Raw genomic sequence first — 15,332 nt, 5'->3', positions numbered from 1 at the left:
AAGGAACTTTAACTAACAAGTGTGGTGAGTAATATTTAATCGCTCAGTGCCCAACTAAGAGGAGGAAAGTTATGTTAGATTTAAATTTAATTCGTGAAAACCCTGATAAGGTTAGAGAGGCTCTATTAAAGCGTATGGATGAGGTTGATTTTACAGGGCTACTCCAATGGGATAAGGAAAGAAGAGAGTTATTAGTACAAGTTGAGACTTTACAAAACAAAAGAAATACTGTTTCTAAGGAAATAGCGGAGCTAAAAAGAAAAGGTGAGAATGCTGAGCAGTACTTTGCTGAAATGAAAGAGCTTGCTACTGCTATTAAAGTGCTTGAGGAAAAGCTAGGAAGATTAGAGGAAAACATAAAGGTATTTATAGAAAAACTTCCTAATGTGCCAGATGAGGATGTGCTTCCTGGAGGCAAGGAAAATAATAAGATAATAAGAGAATGGGGTAATAAGCCAGAATTTACTTTTGCTCCAAAAGATCATATGGATTTAGTAAAATTAAATAATCTAATTGATTATGAAAGAGGAGTTAAGCTTGGAGGAAATGGATTCTGGGTATACAAAGGCTATGGTGCCATACTAGAGTGGGCTTTACTAAACTATTTTATTGAGGAACACACAAAGGATGGATATGAATTTATACTTCCACCCCATATTTTAAATTATCAATGCGGGCTAACAGCAGGACAATTTCCGAAGTTTGCGGATGAAGTTTTTATAGTTAAAGGTGAAGGAGAAGAATACAGCTTCATGCTACCAACTTCAGAAACAGCCTTAATAAATCTTCATAGAGATGAAATTCTTAAGGAAGAAAATATGCCGAGAAAGTATTTCTCATACACTCCTTGCTATAGAGTTGAAGCAGGCAGCCATCGCGCATCTGAAAGAGGCATGATAAGAGGTCATCAGTTCAATAAGGTGGAAATGTTTCAATACACAAAGCCTGAGGATTCAGATAGAGCTTTAGAAGAATTAATTGGAAAGGCTGAAAGGCTTGTACAAGGATTGGGACTTCACTATAGAGTAACAAAGCTTGCAGCTAAGGATGCAAGTGCATCAATGGCTAAAACCTATGACATAGAGATTTGGATTCCTAGCATGAATGATTATAAGGAAGTAAGCTCAGCATCAAACGCTAGAGACTACCAGGCAAGAAGAGGAATGATTCGATTTAAGAGAGAAGGCAGCAAGAAGACTGAATATGTTAATACACTAAATGCATCAGGTCTTGCTACAAGCAGGTTGTTTCCAGCAATTATTGAAACCTATCAGCAGGAGGATGGAAGTATAGTTGTTCCAGAAGTTCTAAGAAAATGGATAGGTAAGGATAGACTAACTTCTGACAAATAGTATAATCATTTTGACTTAAGCAATAACTATTATGACAAAAGGGAGTGATTCACTCCCTTTAAAATAAGCTATATTCTTAAAACTTTAATCAACTGTGGGACTTTCTGTATATATTAGCAGAAATGCCCTCTGATTTTTTAAATACCCTACTGAAATATAATGGATCTGAATAACCAACTATATTAGAAATCTCTTTTATACTTAAGGATGAATTTAATAAAAGCCACTTTGCCTTATTTAAGCGAATCTCTAATAAATATTCCATAGCAGATACTCCGCTTTGAGCTTTAAATCTATGCATAAACCAGTCAATACTTAGATTACATTGCTTTGCCAGTTTTGAAATTGTCCAATTATAACTGTAGTGAGTATGCATTTCTTCCATAACCTTAATAATAGGTTCATCCTGAATTCTCTTTGGTGAAGCTTGAAGAGTTAGCTTAGTTCTTGCCATTAAGGTTAATAAATCTAGTATAACAAAATTAGAAGCTTGCTCAAATAGAGGAAGTTTTATTTGTAATTCGTGAATAACTTTAGTAAAACAATCTATAAAAGTGTTATTTAAACCTATGTAGTGAGGTTCGTTAGCTTTTAAACCGATATTTTCTAGCAGTTCTTGTGCCCCATAACCAGTAAAATGAACCCAAAATACTTCAGTAGAATTTTCATATCTGTAACTATATTGCTGAGTTTCACCAGGTGGATATATTAGAACTGTTCCTTTAGTAAGTTCTATAAATTTTTCCTTCACTAAGAAGGAACCATAACCATTTACAACATAGATAAGCTGAAAATCAGGCCTTCCATGTATCCTAAGAGTATCTATGTTTTTGCTTAAATACTTTTCGTATCCGCAGCAGTTAACCGAAAAATAATTCTTTGTATCCTGAGAGCAGGAGTCTTGGTCAGTTTTCACTCTATAACCTGATAAATAAATCATGTTACCTCCTACGGTTTTGTCCATGTTTATAACAGTATACTACATTTATTTAGTTGTAGTATAGGGCTATAATAAAAATATGCAATTTTAAAAAAATGGAGGGGTTTTTTGTGGATGGCTCATTAAAAATTAAATTAGTATCATCTTTAGAAAAAAATTTTCTAGATGAAAAGCTTGAAGACAAGAAAGTGTTTAATAAAGCTTCCATGCTTAAAAATGAGAGGTATTCTTTTCAGATAGCTTATATTGAGACAAATTCAGAGATTTTTGGGAAGAGAATGGGGACTGTAGAAATTAAGTCTGATTTGAAGTCTTGTATTACGTTAAGGCGTGTGGAATTAATACCAGCTCAACTGCCAGCATATACAAGCATTGATGATAATTATTTAAGAGTAGAGCCAGGGCTCTTTCCAGATGAACTAGTAGATATTCAAGAGGGTGAAAAGCTTTATTTAGTTCCTAATCAACTTAGAAGTATTTGGGTTACAATTGAAGGTAGTGATAAAATAAAACCAGGTGTTCATCCTATTGAAATTAATTTTTATGGTGAGCAGGGAGAACTTCTTGCTAGTGATACCTTTATGTTAGAAATAATTGATGCTATGCTGCCTAAACAGGATTTAATTGTAACTCAATGGTTTCATTGTGATTGTTTAGCAGTAGAATATAATGTAGAAATTTTAGGGGAAGAACACTGGAGAATTATTGGAAATTATATAAAAAATGCAGTTAAAAATGGAATGAATATGATATTGACCCCCATATTTACACCGCCACTTGATACAGCGATTGGTGGAGAGAGACCAACGGTTCAGCTTGTAGAGATAGATAAAATTGGAGTTAATAAGTATAAATTTGAATTTACTAAGCTTAAACGCTGGATTGATATGTGCCTTGAAGGTGGGATAGAATATTTTGAGATTTCTCATCTTTTTACACAATGGGGAGCAAAGCATGCGCCTAAGATTATGGGAACAGAAAATGGCGAGTATAAAAAGCTTTTTGGCTGGGAAACTGATGCAGCTTCAGAAGAATATGCTGTATTTTTAAGGTTTTTTTTAACTGAGCTGGTTGAATTTTTAAAGGCTGAAGGTATTGAAGAAAAATGTTATTTTCATATATCAGATGAACCTGAATTACAACATCTTGAAAATTATATGAGTGCCAAAAATATAGTTAAGGACATATTGAAGGAGTTTCCTATAATTGATGCTTTATCAGATTATACTTTTTATGCTAATGGATCAGTTAAGAATCCTATACCTGCAAATAATCATATAGATAAATTTATAGAAAATCAGGTGCCAAGTCTTTGGACTTATTATTGTTGTGCACAATACCAGCAGGTAAGTAATAGATTTTTTTCTATGCCATCTCTTAGAAATAGAATCATCGCCACTCAATTTTACAAATATAATATAGCAGGTTTTTTACATTGGGGCTACAATTTCTGGTTCAATCAATATTCAAGAAAACCTATAAATCCATTCCATGTTACAGATGGAGAATTCTTTGTCCCTTCAGGGGATACTTTTGTAGTTTACCCAGGAAAAGATGGACAACCTATTGAATCCTTAAGATTAGTAGTATTTTATGAAGCATTACAAGATTTAAGAGCCTTTAAATTGTTAGAAAGTATTTTTGACAAGGAATTTGTTATAAAGCTAATTGAGGAAGATACGGGGAAACCAATTACTTTTAAGGAATATCCTAAAAAAGATGAATACCTTTTGGAGTTAAGAGAAAAGGTAAATCAGCTTATTAAAGAAAAAATGCAAAAATAAAATTATATGGGGAAGGTTCATTTATTAAGAACCTTCCCCATATAATTTAGCTGGAATTTTAATTTCTACTGTAGTTCCATGGCCATACTGGCTTTTAAAGGATAATCCGTAATTTTCACCGTAAGATAGTTTTAGGCGGTGGTTAATATTTTTAAGTCCGTAACCACTTCCTGCACTGCTGCTTAGTTCTTCTGTTAGAATTTTATTAATTTTATCCTCTGGAATTCCAATACCATCATCCTGTATGAATAAAGTGATATCATTATTTTCAAATTTGCTGCTAATTATTATTTGGCCATTTACGTTACCTCTGCCTAGAATACCGTGTATAATTGAATTTTCTAAAATAGGCTGTAATGTAATTTTTAAAATACTATAACAATATATATCTTCAGGCAAATCTATGATTAATTTTATTCTATCAGAATATCTCATGTTTTGAATATTGATATAAAGTGAAGCGTGAGTTAACTCGTCTTTAATAGAAACACTGGATTTGCCCTTATTTAGACTAAGTTTATAAAAATTTGCCAAGCTTTTAACAGCAGAACTTATCTCTTTATTCATATTCTTAAAAGCCATCCAGTTTATCATGTCCAAGGTATTATATAGGAAGTGAGGATTTATTTGCATTTGAAGGGCTTTTAATTCTGCATTTTTAACTTCTTTACCAGATTTATATTGTTCTTCTATAAGTACTGCCATTCTTTTAGTCATAAAATTGTAATTAGCAATAAGTTCACCAATTTCATCATCGCTTGAATCGTCAATAAAGGTATCAAATTTACCTCGATGAATACTTTTCATAGCCGTAGTTAGCTTTGTAAATCTTTTATTTAAGGAATTTGAAAAGTAATATGCTAGAGCAAAGGCTACGGTTCCTATTATGCTCATTAACAAAATCAAGGTGTTTCGTATAGTTTTAATTTTAGAATTGATACTTTTATAAGGAATCACTGTAATCATGTACCAGTCTGTGTTGTTTATTAAAGAACTTTTTACAATACAATTGTTATTATGTATAGTTATGGTATGAAATTTGTCTTCCTGGGAGGATAGATTACTTACTAAGGTATTATTAATGCTAAATTTATCTATTAAAGAATCATCTGTAGATGAAACAATAACCCCTTTAGAATTTTGTATATAGGTAAAGCTTCCGTCAACAGTATTTATCTTTTTTATAATATCATCTACCATGGACCGTTGGAAATCCAGACGAAGAAATCCAATGTCTTCTTGAAAATTATTAGGATTTTTTATTGCTGAAACTATGGAAAGTTTATCGGTACCAAGAGTTTTAGTATCCTCAAGATAGGAACTAGGACACCATAAATTCCTTTTGTTATTTTTCTTGAAGATTGGATACCATTTAGAATTTTTAGCTTGGCTAAGGCTAAACATATTATAACCTTCAGCAGAGTAAAGAAAGTTATCATTTACATATAGTTTAACATTACTTATATCAACATTATTTTCGTAAGAAGTAAGATACTTACGAAGAAAGTACATATCTTTAATTTGGTCATTTATAGAATATGATGAAAAGGTTTTGCTTAATATTGTAATTATATTACTTTCCATAGTAGTATAATTACTATCATTGGAAAGTATATTTGATACATCATTTATTCTATATAGTTTGTAGGACAAAAAAGAATAAGATTGTTCAAAGGCTTGTTTTGTTGCAGAAGTAATATAGTTTTCTATAATACTAGAAACGTTTTTATAGGTTAAAGAGGATAATAGTATTAAGGGAATTATTATAAACATAGAGTAGGTTAATAGAAATTTTTGCATTAATTTAAGATTAGAAAATTTTTTTAGCTTCATGAAAAAAACTTCCTCCTATATTCAGAGGGGTTAAAGCTTGTCTCTTTTTTAAAAATTTTTGAAAAGTAATTCCCATCGCTAAATCCTACCTTAGCGGATATATCAGTAATTTTCATGTTTTGATCTTTTAAAAGAATTTTTGCCTTTTCAATTCTATATTTGGTAATATATGCATTTATGGTGCTGCCAGTTTCTTCTTTAAATATTGCACACATATATGCAGTGGTTAAGTAAGTTTTATTACTAATATCTTGCAAAGATAAATTTACATCTGAATAGTTGAGATGAATATATTTGATTATAGATGATATATGATTTGTATTCAGATTTTTTTCTTCAATAGTCTTAAAGATAATTTCCAGTTGATATAATACATAACTTTTAATTTCCATAAGTGTACATAAATTTGATAGGTATTCAAACGGACATTTATTACTTAATTCTACTTGCGGGATAGTAAGTTTTCTATCAGAAGCAAATTGTAATAATTGCAATAAAAGCTTATAGTATATATCTTTTATATAATTTATTGGAGTACCCTCTTTTCCTTTTATTTCGTAAGTAAGTCTATTGATTAAAAGAACACTATTTTGTTTATCTTCACTTGAAAGATGTTTTGAAAAAGTTTTAATAGTGTCTTCATTTAATTTATAAACTAAGGTGTTAATTTTATCATAATAAATTATGGAATTATAATCATAAAAAAATGTTTTATTTAATGCGTCTAAAGCGGTTTTATAGGAAATATGTATTTGAGTTGCACCTAAAACCCTTTTACCTTCACAAATATAGAAATTTGTAATTGGTTTTAGATATTGACATAAAAGAAAATATAAATCCTCTAATACAATATTTTTAGATAATAAGCATAAGCTTTTATTCCAATATAAGTGCATAAGAATAAGAGAATCTTCTTTATAGGCTGAAATACAATTAAAACCGGCTTCAGTAACTATCTTTTCTAATTCAAGAAGTATGGTTTCCTTTAGCAGGTTGTTATTATTTAAAACTTTTATTAAAACTGTTATAAAATTAGTTTCATGGAGTTCATTAAAATAATCTATATGAAAATAATTATTTAAATTAGTAATATCAGCATTTTGCTTAATAATATTAAGAGCAATAGTACTTTTAATATTTTTCATTTCTTTAAGTTTTACAGCAATTGCACTTTCAATCGCTGTTTTAAGCTCTTCAATATCTATAGGTTTTTCCACATAACTAATTGCTTTTAGTTTAATAGCTGATTTAAGATATTCTTTATCCGAATAACCGCTCAAAAAAATAATTTCACAGCTAGGGTAAAGTTCTCTAATTTTAAAAGACAATTCTATACCGTTCATTCTAGGCATTCTTACATCAGTTAATAAAATATCAGGAATAAATTCTTCTGCAATCTCAAGAGCATCGATACCATCGTAGGCTTGTTTTATTTCTATAGAGCCCATTTCGTTCCAAGGAATTTCAGCTATAATACCTTCACGTGTGAAAATTTCATCATCTACTAATAATATTCGAATCATTTTGTAATCCCTCCGTATTATAACAATAATTACATTATATAGTTAACTAAACTTTAATACAACGGCCCTTTGATAAGGTTTACAAGAACATAAGATTTTACTATTATCAAAAAAAATTACAGATAGATTATTAAGTATAAAATGATATCTTTATATTATAAGACAAGAGAAAGTTTCATAATTGAAAGGATGATGATAAGAGTGGAGAAAAAAAGTTTTTTATATAAAGTAAAAAAAAATAGAACTTTACTGCTAATGCTTCTACCTTCTGTACTTTTTTTCTTTTTATTTAGCTATCTCCCTATAGCTGGAATAATTGTAGCATTTAAGAGTTATAACTTTAGGGATGGTATATTTGGAAGTCCATGGGTTGGTTTAGATAATTTTAAATTCTTCTTTATGTCAGGGCAAGCTTTTGTGGTAACTCGTAATACTGTTTTATATAACTTGGCATTTATATTTGTTAATACAATTCTTCAAATTACCATGGCTATTTTATTATCAGAAATAGCAGGGAAATGGTTTAAAAAAATAACCCAATCTCTTATGTTTCTACCATATTTTGTTTCTTGGGTTATAGTTGGAGTTATTGTTTATAACATGTTTAATTTTGAACATGGAACTCTAAATTCCTTTCTTAAGATGCTTCATATTGATACTGTGGATGTTTATTCAATGCCAGGTGCTTGGATTTTTATAATAATAGCACTGTGTGCATGGCAAGGACTTGGTTATGGTACGGTACTTTATTTAGCAGCTATAATGGGAATAGATACAGAAATTTATGAGGCTGCTGAAATAGATGGAGCAAATATATTTAAAAGAATTAGATATATAACAATTCCATCATTAATTCCAACAATTTCAATACTAAACCTACTTGCTATCGGTGGTATATTTAGGGGGAACTTTGATATGTTCTATCAAATTGTAGGGAATAATGGTACTCTTTTCAATATCACGGATGTTATTGATACCTTTACTGTTAGAGCTTTGATGCAGAATAATGAAGTTGGTATGGCAGCAGCAGCAGGTTTTTATCAGTCAGTATTTTGTTTTGTTACAATAGTCGTAGTAAATCATATAGTTAAAAAACATAATCCAGATAATTCATTATTTTAGAAAGGAGAAATGGAAATTATGAAAAAAACATCAAAGGATAAAGTGATATTTAATTTTATTGCTTATATTATCATATCCTTTATGACATTATGCTGCGTAATTCCATTTATTATAATAATTTCAGGTTCATTTACATCTGAAACTTATATTTTAAACCATGGCTTCAGCTTAATACCAAAGGAATTTTCTATTTCAGCTTATGCCACTGCTTTTAAGGAACCATTAGTAGTATTAAGAGCTTATGGAGTCACTATATTTGTAACAATCACTGGAACAATTATTGGATTATTTCTAACAGCAATGACCGCATATGTATTGACTAGAAAAGATTTTGAATGGAGAAATAAGTTTTCCTTTTATTTTTATTTTACTACTTTATTTAGTGGTGGACTTGTACCTTGGTATATATTAATGGTTAGATATTTACATTTAAAAGATACTTATCTAGCACTTATACTTCCATTACTATTAAGTGTTTTTAACATATTAGTTATGAAAAGCTATATGAATAGTATACCTAATGCTATAACAGAGTCTGCTAAGATTGATGGAGCAGGAGATTTTACAATATTTATTAAACTAATACTTCCGCTATCTAAACCAGCTCTTGCTACAGTAGGTCTATTTATAGCACTAAAATATTGGAATGATTGGTATAACTCAATGCTATTTATCCAAAATGATAAGATGTATAGTTTACAATATTTTCTTTATAAGATAATTAATAATATTGATGCTTATAAGAAAATAATAGCAGCTTCAGGGGGAAGTACTAATGTTGTAATGGATCTACCTAGCGAATCGCTAAAGATGGCACTTACTATTATTGTTACTGGACCAATAATACTTTTGTATCCTTTTGTTCAAAAATATTTTGTACAGGGAATTACAGTAGGATCAGTTAAAGGGTAAAGTTCAATTAAAAATATTAATAATCTTGAAAAACAAATAGTTTCAAGGTTTATAATATACCTAAAATTTATATTATGAGGGGGAGAATTAATAATGAACAAATTTGTCAAAAGATTATGTTCAACATTGTTATTAGCTGGTATAACTATGTCAGCATTTTCAGGTTGTAATTTGAACAAAAATTCAACTTCAACTTCAGGTGAAGAAACAAAAAATACTCTAAAAGAGGTAAAATTAAAAATGTATATTTTAGGTGACAAACCTAAAGATGCAGATGCTGTTTACGCTAAAATGAATGAATTGCTGAAGCAAAAGATTAATGCTACTATTGATGTTAATTTTATATCTTGGGGAGATCAACCTACTAAATATCCACTACTATTTTCTTCAGGAGAAGATTTTGATTTAGTTTTTACAGCAAGCTGGTGCTATTATAACCAAATAGCTACTAGAAATGGTTTCCTTGAGTTAACTCCAGAATTACTCCAAAAGTATGCTCCTCAAAGTTGGAAAAATGAACCTAAAATTGCATGGGAGCAAGCTAAGATTAATAATAAAATATATATGATTCCTAATGACCAAAGTGAGTTTTCATATAAAGTTTTTGGTATTAGAGGAGATTTAAGAGAATAGTATAATATACCTGAAATTAAAAACATGGCAGATCTTGAAAAATATTATGATGCTATAGTAAAAAATGAAAAAGATATAGTTCCTCTTATTAATGGAGGAATACAAAATCTTCAAGAACCTTTAGAAATGCAGCCTAATAAATTTGCAGCTATAACAGGGACTTATGCAACAGACCCAATTTTAGCATACGATATGACAGATACTACCGGAAAGATTTTTTCTATAATAGATACGCCTCAGTATAAGGACTATGTAGTAAAAATGAAGGAATATGCTGATAAAGGCTATTGGTCTAAGAGCTCTATTTCAAGTAAAGAAACAAAGGATGATGGGTTCAAAGCTGGAAAAGCAGCATCCATGGTTTGGAACATTGGAACAGTTGCAAAGGATATTAAAATTATGAATGAAGCTCATCCGGAATGGAAAGCAGAAGTTGTAGACATATTACCGGGAGCTAAAAAGTTTGTTGCCCCTTACACTAGTAATGGTGTAGCAATAAATGCAAATTCCAAGAATCCTGAGAGAGCATTAATGGCATTAGACCTTTTAAGATATGACAGAGATATATATGACCTAACTTTCTATGGAATTAAAGGTACACATTGGGAAGCGGTTGGTGATACTCAGTATAAGACTTTAGCGGCTACAGCTAATTTTCCAGCAGGAAATGTATGTCCATGGGGATGGCACACACCTATAAATCGTACAGATGTTAACCAACCAGCAATAGTAGACCAGCTAAATAATAAGTGGTTAAAAGAAGATACTATTCATAATCCTCTAGAAACATTTACTTTTGATGATAGTAAGGTTAAAAATGAAATGGCAGCAATAAATACAGTTATTACTCAGTATGGACTTCCTCTTCATTTTGGTATAACAGATGATCCAGTAAAAGGCATAGAAGTCTATAAGCAAAAATTAAAAGCAGCAGGTTTAGAAAAAGTAATTAAAGAAGTTCAAACCCAAGCGGATGCATTTATTAAAGCTCAGCAGAAATAGTTTATAAATATTTTTTAAAAAGGGACTGACTCATGAAACAGTCCCTTTTTATTATAATAACTTACTTTCATTGTGACGATATGCTAAAGGTGATACTCCAACATTCTTTTTAAATATTCTACTAAAATATAGTGGATTTTCATAACCAATTAAATCAGATATCTCACTAACACTAAGTGAACTGCTGCTTAGCAGGCTTTTAGCTTTATTTATTCTAATGTTGGTAATATATTGAATAGGTGTTGTTCCTATATATTCTTTAAAACTGCGGATAAACCAGCAGCAGCTAATATTGCAGTTGTCCGCATATTCTTTTATATTGATAGCAGTATTAAAATTATCGTTAAAATACTCTAGTGCATAAGTTATAAGTTTATTTTTTTTGTAGGTAGTTTCCTTGAATTCTGTTAGGTTTCTAGAAATTAGAGTGATTACTTCCTTCGTATAAAGGTTACACATTTCAAAATAGTTTAGCTGCTTAATCTGCAGTTCTTTAATAATTTTATTAAAAATAATTATAAGTTCATTTTTCATACCAAAGTAGTAGATGCCGCTATGCTCTATCCTAATATGCTTTAGATAATTAAGTGCATTAAAGCCAGAAAAGTGAATCCAATAAATAACTGGAGCATCAGAGCCGTAGTAGGTATAATACTGACTTTCCCCTGGAAAATAAACTACCAAAGACCCTTCATTAACCATATTTTCTTTACCGTTAATAATGAAAGTACCTTTTCCTTTAGCTATATATATTAATTGAAAATCTGCTCTTCCATAGGGTCTGGAGGTTTTTATTTCTTTTTTACTTATAAGCTGATACCTGCCGCAGCTATTGATAGCTATATCATATTGTATATTTTTTAAATTATCATCATCACTCATATGGTAGCCTGATAATATTTTCATAACAAAACAAAACTCCTTGATTTTAATATGTTATAGGAATTGCTATGGAAATAAACTCCTTTTTATAGTATCTCCTACAAAGGTATCATTGTCTAGGCAATAGTATCATTTTGTACATATTTTAGTCAATAATATGCATTTTGAAAGTAGCATAAAAGCATTATAATTTAAATAATTAAAGAAACAGGAGAGATGAACAAATGCGAAGCTATGAAGATTTAAATTTAATTCAGATGAACAGAGAACCGCAAAGAGCTTACTATATACCTTATGATACTTTAGAAAAAGCTTTGGAGGGAAATAAAGAAAAGTCAGCATATTATAAGTTGTTAAATGGAGAATGGAAATTTGCCTACTTTGAAAGGGATATTGATGTACCACAGGTTATTGCTAAATGGGATAAAATAAATGTACCATCAAATTGGCAGATGTATGGATATGATGTCCCCTATTATACAAATATAAATTATCCATACCCAGTGGATCCGCCTTATGTACCTGATGATAACCCTTGTGGTGTTTATTCTTTGGATTTTGATTTGGATAATAAGTGGATAGATAGAGATGCCTATATTGTTTTCGAGGGAGTTAATTCTTGTTTATACTTATATGTAAACGATATTTTGGTTGGGCATAGCCAAGGCTCTCACCTTCAAAGTGAATTTAATATTTCAAAGTATGTAAAGGAAGGTACAAATAATTTAACAGTTAAAGTATTAAAATGGTGTGCAGGCAGCTATTTAGAGGATCAGGATTTTTTTCGCTTATCGGGAATATTTAGAGATGTTTATTTGCTTTCGAGAGATAAAAATTGTGTTAAAGATATTGAAATACATGCAGATTCTAAGATACTAACTGTATCAGAAAAGGATTATGCTATATATGATGGGCTAAATAAGATAGAGAAATTAGATAATCCTATTTTGTGGAATTCAGAAAAGCCCTATTTATATACCGTTATAGTAAAAAGTTTCACAGAATACATACCATTTAAGGTTGGTTTTCGTGAGGTTAGTGTATCTGAAAGAGGAGAGTTATTAATAAATGGTGTTTCAGTTAAATTAAAAGGAGTTAACAGGCATGATACCCACCCAGTTTTAGGCCACTACGCCCCTTATGAGTATATGAAAGCAGAACTGCTTAAAATGAAGGAACTTAATATTAACTGTATAAGAACCTCTCATTATCCACCAGCACCAGAGTTTTTTAATTTATGTGATGAAATAGGTTTTTATGTGGTAGAGGAAACAGATATAGAGACGCACGGTTTTGGCACAAGAAATACTGGCTGCGGATATGATATTGAAAGCTCAGATTGGATATGTAAGCAAAAGCAGTGGGAAAATGCTTTTGTGGAAAGAGCAGAAAGAATGGTAGAAAGAGATAAAAACCATTCGTGTATTATTATGTGGTCTATGGGTAATGAAAGTGGATATGGAAGTAACCATGATGCTATGATTGCTTGGACAAAAAATAGGGATAAATCTAGATTGGTTCACTATGAGGGAGCTTCATTAATTGAGGATAAATGTGATGTGGATGTAGTATCTAGAATGTATACAAGTATAGATAAAATAGAGGAACATGCTACAAATGCAGATATGAGACCGTTCTTTTTATGTGAATATTCTCATGCCATGGGAAATGGGCCTGGTGATGCTTGGGACTATTGGCAAACCATTTATAAGTATCCTAAACTTATAGGCGGCTGTGTATGGGAGTGGGCAGACCATACAGTGCTAGAAGATGGTGTATACAAGTACGGTGGAGATTTTAGAGAAATAACACATGATGGAAACTTTTGCTGTGATGGTATGGTATTTGCCGACCGAAGCTTTAAAGCCGGTTCTTTAGAAGTAAAAGCCGTATACCAATATATAAAAACTGATCTCCAAGGTAATGAATTAAGTGTAACAAATCTTTATGATTTTACAAACTTAAGTGAATATAAGCTAATTTGGAAGGTTCAATGTGATGGTCAAATAATAAAGGGTGGAGAATTAATTTGTGATATTGAGCCTCATAAAACAAAGAAATATCTTCTAGATTTTATATTGCCAAAGAGCTGTAAATTAGGTTGTTACTTAGATATTAGTTTAATGGGCGAATATGAAGCTGCTATGGAGCAGCATAGACTGCCTGTTGAAATAAAAGAAAATACATGTACTTTCATAACCTCAGCGGAGTTTATAGAAGAAAATAATTCAATAAAAATTACTGGAGAAAACTTCACTTATTTATTTAATAAACACTATGGAAATTTCAGCAGTCTTATAATAGATGGAGAGGAAAGATTAGCAGCTATGCCAAAACTATCTGTATGGCGTGCACCAACAGATAATGATAGAAATATAAAATATAGATGGGGCTTATTTGAAGATAACATGAGAGGAGAAAACTTTAATAGGATATTCTCTAAAGTATATTCTTGTGAGTTAAAAGAAAATAAGATAATAGTTAATGGAAGTCTTGCAGGTATTTCACGTTCCCCGTTTTTAAGATTTAGTATCACTTATGAGGTTTTATCCTATGGTGAAATTAAGTTAAAGCTGCAAGGAAGTGTGAAGGATAGCAGTGTATATTTACCAAGGTTAGGCTTTGAATTTTTCATGCCTAAAGCTAATGAAGAGTTTAAATATTATGGTATGGGTCCAGTTGAAAATTATATAGATATGTATCATCATACTAAAGTCGGAATTTATGAGAGTACAACTGCAAAGGAATATGTGCCTTACATTGTTCCACAAGAGCATGGGAATCATACAAAGGCTAAGTTGGTTGAAATTGGTGGTTTAAAATTCACAGCAGAAAAAGAGTTTGACTTCAATATATCAAGGTATTCTTCAGAAACTCTTACTAATGCAATGCACGCGGATGAATTAATTGAAAGTGATAATATCATAGTGCGCATAGATTATAAAAATTCAGGTATTGGTTCAAATAGCTGCGGCCCAGAACTTCTAGAAAAATATAGATTAATGGAAAAGGACATTAAGTTTGAATTTTCAATAGCTCCAATGAATAAGATATAATAATGCAGTATAAATAGGGAGCATTCTATTAATAAAGGTAGATGCTCACTATTATTTTGCCTTCTTTAGTTATAACTCTTTAATTAAGTTGGTATCTTCTATCATTTCCTCTAATATCTTAAGTTCATCAGAATTAAGCTCTTTAAGTTGAATTAATTTACCTAGTAAGCTTTTTAAATTAAGTAAGTACTTATCTGCACTTTCATAAGTTTCCTTATTAAGGTCATCTCTTAGAGTATGTATTTCCGTATCCATTTCAAGCTTTCTATATGGATAGTAAGTTTGTTTATTAC

The 15,332-nt window shown here is 30.6% G+C and carries 12 protein-coding genes; 7 read left to right on the top strand and 5 right to left on the bottom strand.

Annotated elements, in window-relative coordinates:
* Positions 1-71: 71 nt before the first annotated feature.
* Positions 72-1,352: a serine--tRNA ligase gene (gene serS, locus NBE98_RS12850; protein WP_250815381.1), complete on the top strand. Its 1,281-nt coding sequence runs from the start codon at positions 72-74 to the stop codon at positions 1,350-1,352.
* Between the two features lie 88 nt (positions 1,353-1,440).
* On the opposite strand, the gene NBE98_RS12845 is transcribed toward serS, so the two are convergent.
* On the bottom strand, positions 1,441-2,292 hold the full coding sequence (locus tag NBE98_RS12845) for an AraC family transcriptional regulator (protein ID WP_250815380.1): 852 nt from the start codon (positions 2,290-2,292) through the stop codon (positions 1,441-1,443).
* 110 nt (positions 2,293-2,402) lie between these two features.
* Here NBE98_RS12845 and NBE98_RS22535 point away from each other — a divergent pair, with 110 nt between their 5' ends.
* A complete protein-coding gene (locus tag NBE98_RS22535; protein WP_250815379.1) occupies positions 2,403-4,076 on the top strand; it encodes a glycoside hydrolase domain-containing protein in 1,674 nt (557 codons plus the stop codon).
* 24 nt (positions 4,077-4,100) lie between these two features.
* On the opposite strand, the gene NBE98_RS12835 is transcribed toward NBE98_RS22535, so the two are convergent.
* Together NBE98_RS12835 and NBE98_RS12830 are read right to left on the bottom strand one after the other, a co-directional pair.
* A complete protein-coding gene (locus NBE98_RS12835) occupies positions 4,101-5,909 on the bottom strand; it encodes a sensor histidine kinase (protein WP_250815378.1) in 1,809 nt (602 codons plus the stop codon).
* Complete coding sequence (locus NBE98_RS12830) at positions 5,906-7,432, bottom strand: response regulator transcription factor (RefSeq protein WP_250815377.1); 1,527 nt, start codon at positions 7,430-7,432, stop codon at positions 5,906-5,908. Before NBE98_RS12830 ends, NBE98_RS12835 begins: the two co-directional genes overlap by 4 nt.
* 192 nt (positions 7,433-7,624) lie before the next feature.
* Here NBE98_RS12830 and NBE98_RS12825 point away from each other — a divergent pair, with 192 nt between their 5' ends.
* The 4 genes from NBE98_RS12825 to NBE98_RS12810 all read left to right on the top strand — a co-directional run bounded on the left by NBE98_RS12825 (position 7,625) and on the right by NBE98_RS12810 (position 11,101).
* Positions 7,625-8,554, top strand: coding sequence for an ABC transporter permease (locus tag NBE98_RS12825; protein WP_250815376.1), 930 nt, complete (start codon positions 7,625-7,627; stop codon positions 8,552-8,554).
* 18 nt (positions 8,555-8,572) lie between these two features.
* Positions 8,573-9,466 carry a carbohydrate ABC transporter permease gene (locus tag NBE98_RS12820; RefSeq protein WP_250815375.1) on the top strand — a complete coding sequence of 298 codons (894 nt, stop codon included), beginning with the start codon at positions 8,573-8,575 and terminating at the stop codon, positions 9,464-9,466.
* 93 nt (positions 9,467-9,559) lie between these two features.
* On the top strand, positions 9,560-10,099 hold the full coding sequence (locus NBE98_RS12815; RefSeq protein WP_250815374.1) for a type 2 periplasmic-binding domain-containing protein: 540 nt from the start codon (positions 9,560-9,562) through the stop codon (positions 10,097-10,099).
* 24 nt (positions 10,100-10,123) lie between these two features.
* Entirely contained in the window at positions 10,124-11,101 is a 978-nt protein-coding gene (locus NBE98_RS12810; RefSeq protein WP_250815373.1) for an ABC transporter substrate-binding protein, read from the top strand.
* Positions 11,102-11,152: 51 nt separating this feature from the next.
* On the opposite strand, the gene NBE98_RS12805 is transcribed toward NBE98_RS12810, so the two are convergent.
* Positions 11,153-12,007, bottom strand: a complete 855-nt coding sequence (locus NBE98_RS12805) for an AraC family transcriptional regulator (protein WP_250815372.1) — start codon at positions 12,005-12,007, stop codon at positions 11,153-11,155.
* A 200-nt stretch (positions 12,008-12,207) separates the two neighbouring features.
* Between NBE98_RS12805 and NBE98_RS12800 the strand changes: the two genes are divergently transcribed.
* Complete coding sequence (locus NBE98_RS12800) at positions 12,208-15,039, top strand: glycoside hydrolase family 2 TIM barrel-domain containing protein (protein WP_250815371.1); 2,832 nt, start codon at positions 12,208-12,210, stop codon at positions 15,037-15,039.
* 69 nt (positions 15,040-15,108) lie between these two features.
* Here the strand turns inward: NBE98_RS12800 and NBE98_RS12795 are convergent, their stop codons facing one another.
* Positions 15,109-15,294, bottom strand: coding sequence for a hypothetical protein (locus tag NBE98_RS12795; RefSeq protein ID WP_250815370.1), 186 nt, complete (start codon positions 15,292-15,294; stop codon positions 15,109-15,111).
* Positions 15,295-15,332: the final 38 nt, after the last annotated feature.

This window comes from Clostridium swellfunianum, from assembly GCF_023656515.1.
Lineage (GTDB): Bacteria > Bacillota > Clostridia > Clostridiales > Clostridiaceae > Clostridium_AT > Clostridium_AT swellfunianum.
The sequence above is the reverse complement of the archived record's forward strand: the minus strand, read 5'-3'. Positions and strand labels throughout refer to the sequence as shown.

Bases quoted from the DNA above. Each gene is read 5' to 3' on its own strand.
- serS (WP_250815381.1), top strand. From the start codon at position 72: ATGTTAGATTTAAATTTAATTCGTGAAAACCCTGATAAGGTTAGAGAG.
- NBE98_RS12845 (WP_250815380.1), bottom strand. From the start codon at position 2,292: ATGATTTATTTATCAGGTTATAGAGTGAAAACTGACCAAGACTCCTGC.
- NBE98_RS12835 (WP_250815378.1), bottom strand. From the start codon at position 5,909: ATGAAGCTAAAAAAATTTTCTAATCTTAAATTAATGCAAAAATTTCTA.
- NBE98_RS12830 (WP_250815377.1), bottom strand. From the start codon at position 7,432: ATGATTCGAATATTATTAGTAGATGATGAAATTTTCACACGTGAAGGT.
- NBE98_RS12825 (WP_250815376.1), top strand. From the start codon at position 7,625: ATGATAAGAGTGGAGAAAAAAAGTTTTTTATATAAAGTAAAAAAAAAT.
- NBE98_RS12820 (WP_250815375.1), top strand. From the start codon at position 8,573: ATGAAAAAAACATCAAAGGATAAAGTGATATTTAATTTTATTGCTTAT.
- NBE98_RS12815 (WP_250815374.1), top strand. From the start codon at position 9,560: ATGAACAAATTTGTCAAAAGATTATGTTCAACATTGTTATTAGCTGGT.
- NBE98_RS12810 (WP_250815373.1), top strand. From the start codon at position 10,124: ATGGCAGATCTTGAAAAATATTATGATGCTATAGTAAAAAATGAAAAA.
- NBE98_RS12805 (WP_250815372.1), bottom strand. From the start codon at position 12,007: ATGAAAATATTATCAGGCTACCATATGAGTGATGATGATAATTTAAAA.
- NBE98_RS12800 (WP_250815371.1), top strand. From the start codon at position 12,208: ATGCGAAGCTATGAAGATTTAAATTTAATTCAGATGAACAGAGAACCG.
- NBE98_RS12795 (WP_250815370.1), bottom strand. From the start codon at position 15,294: ATGGATACGGAAATACATACTCTAAGAGATGACCTTAATAAGGAAACT.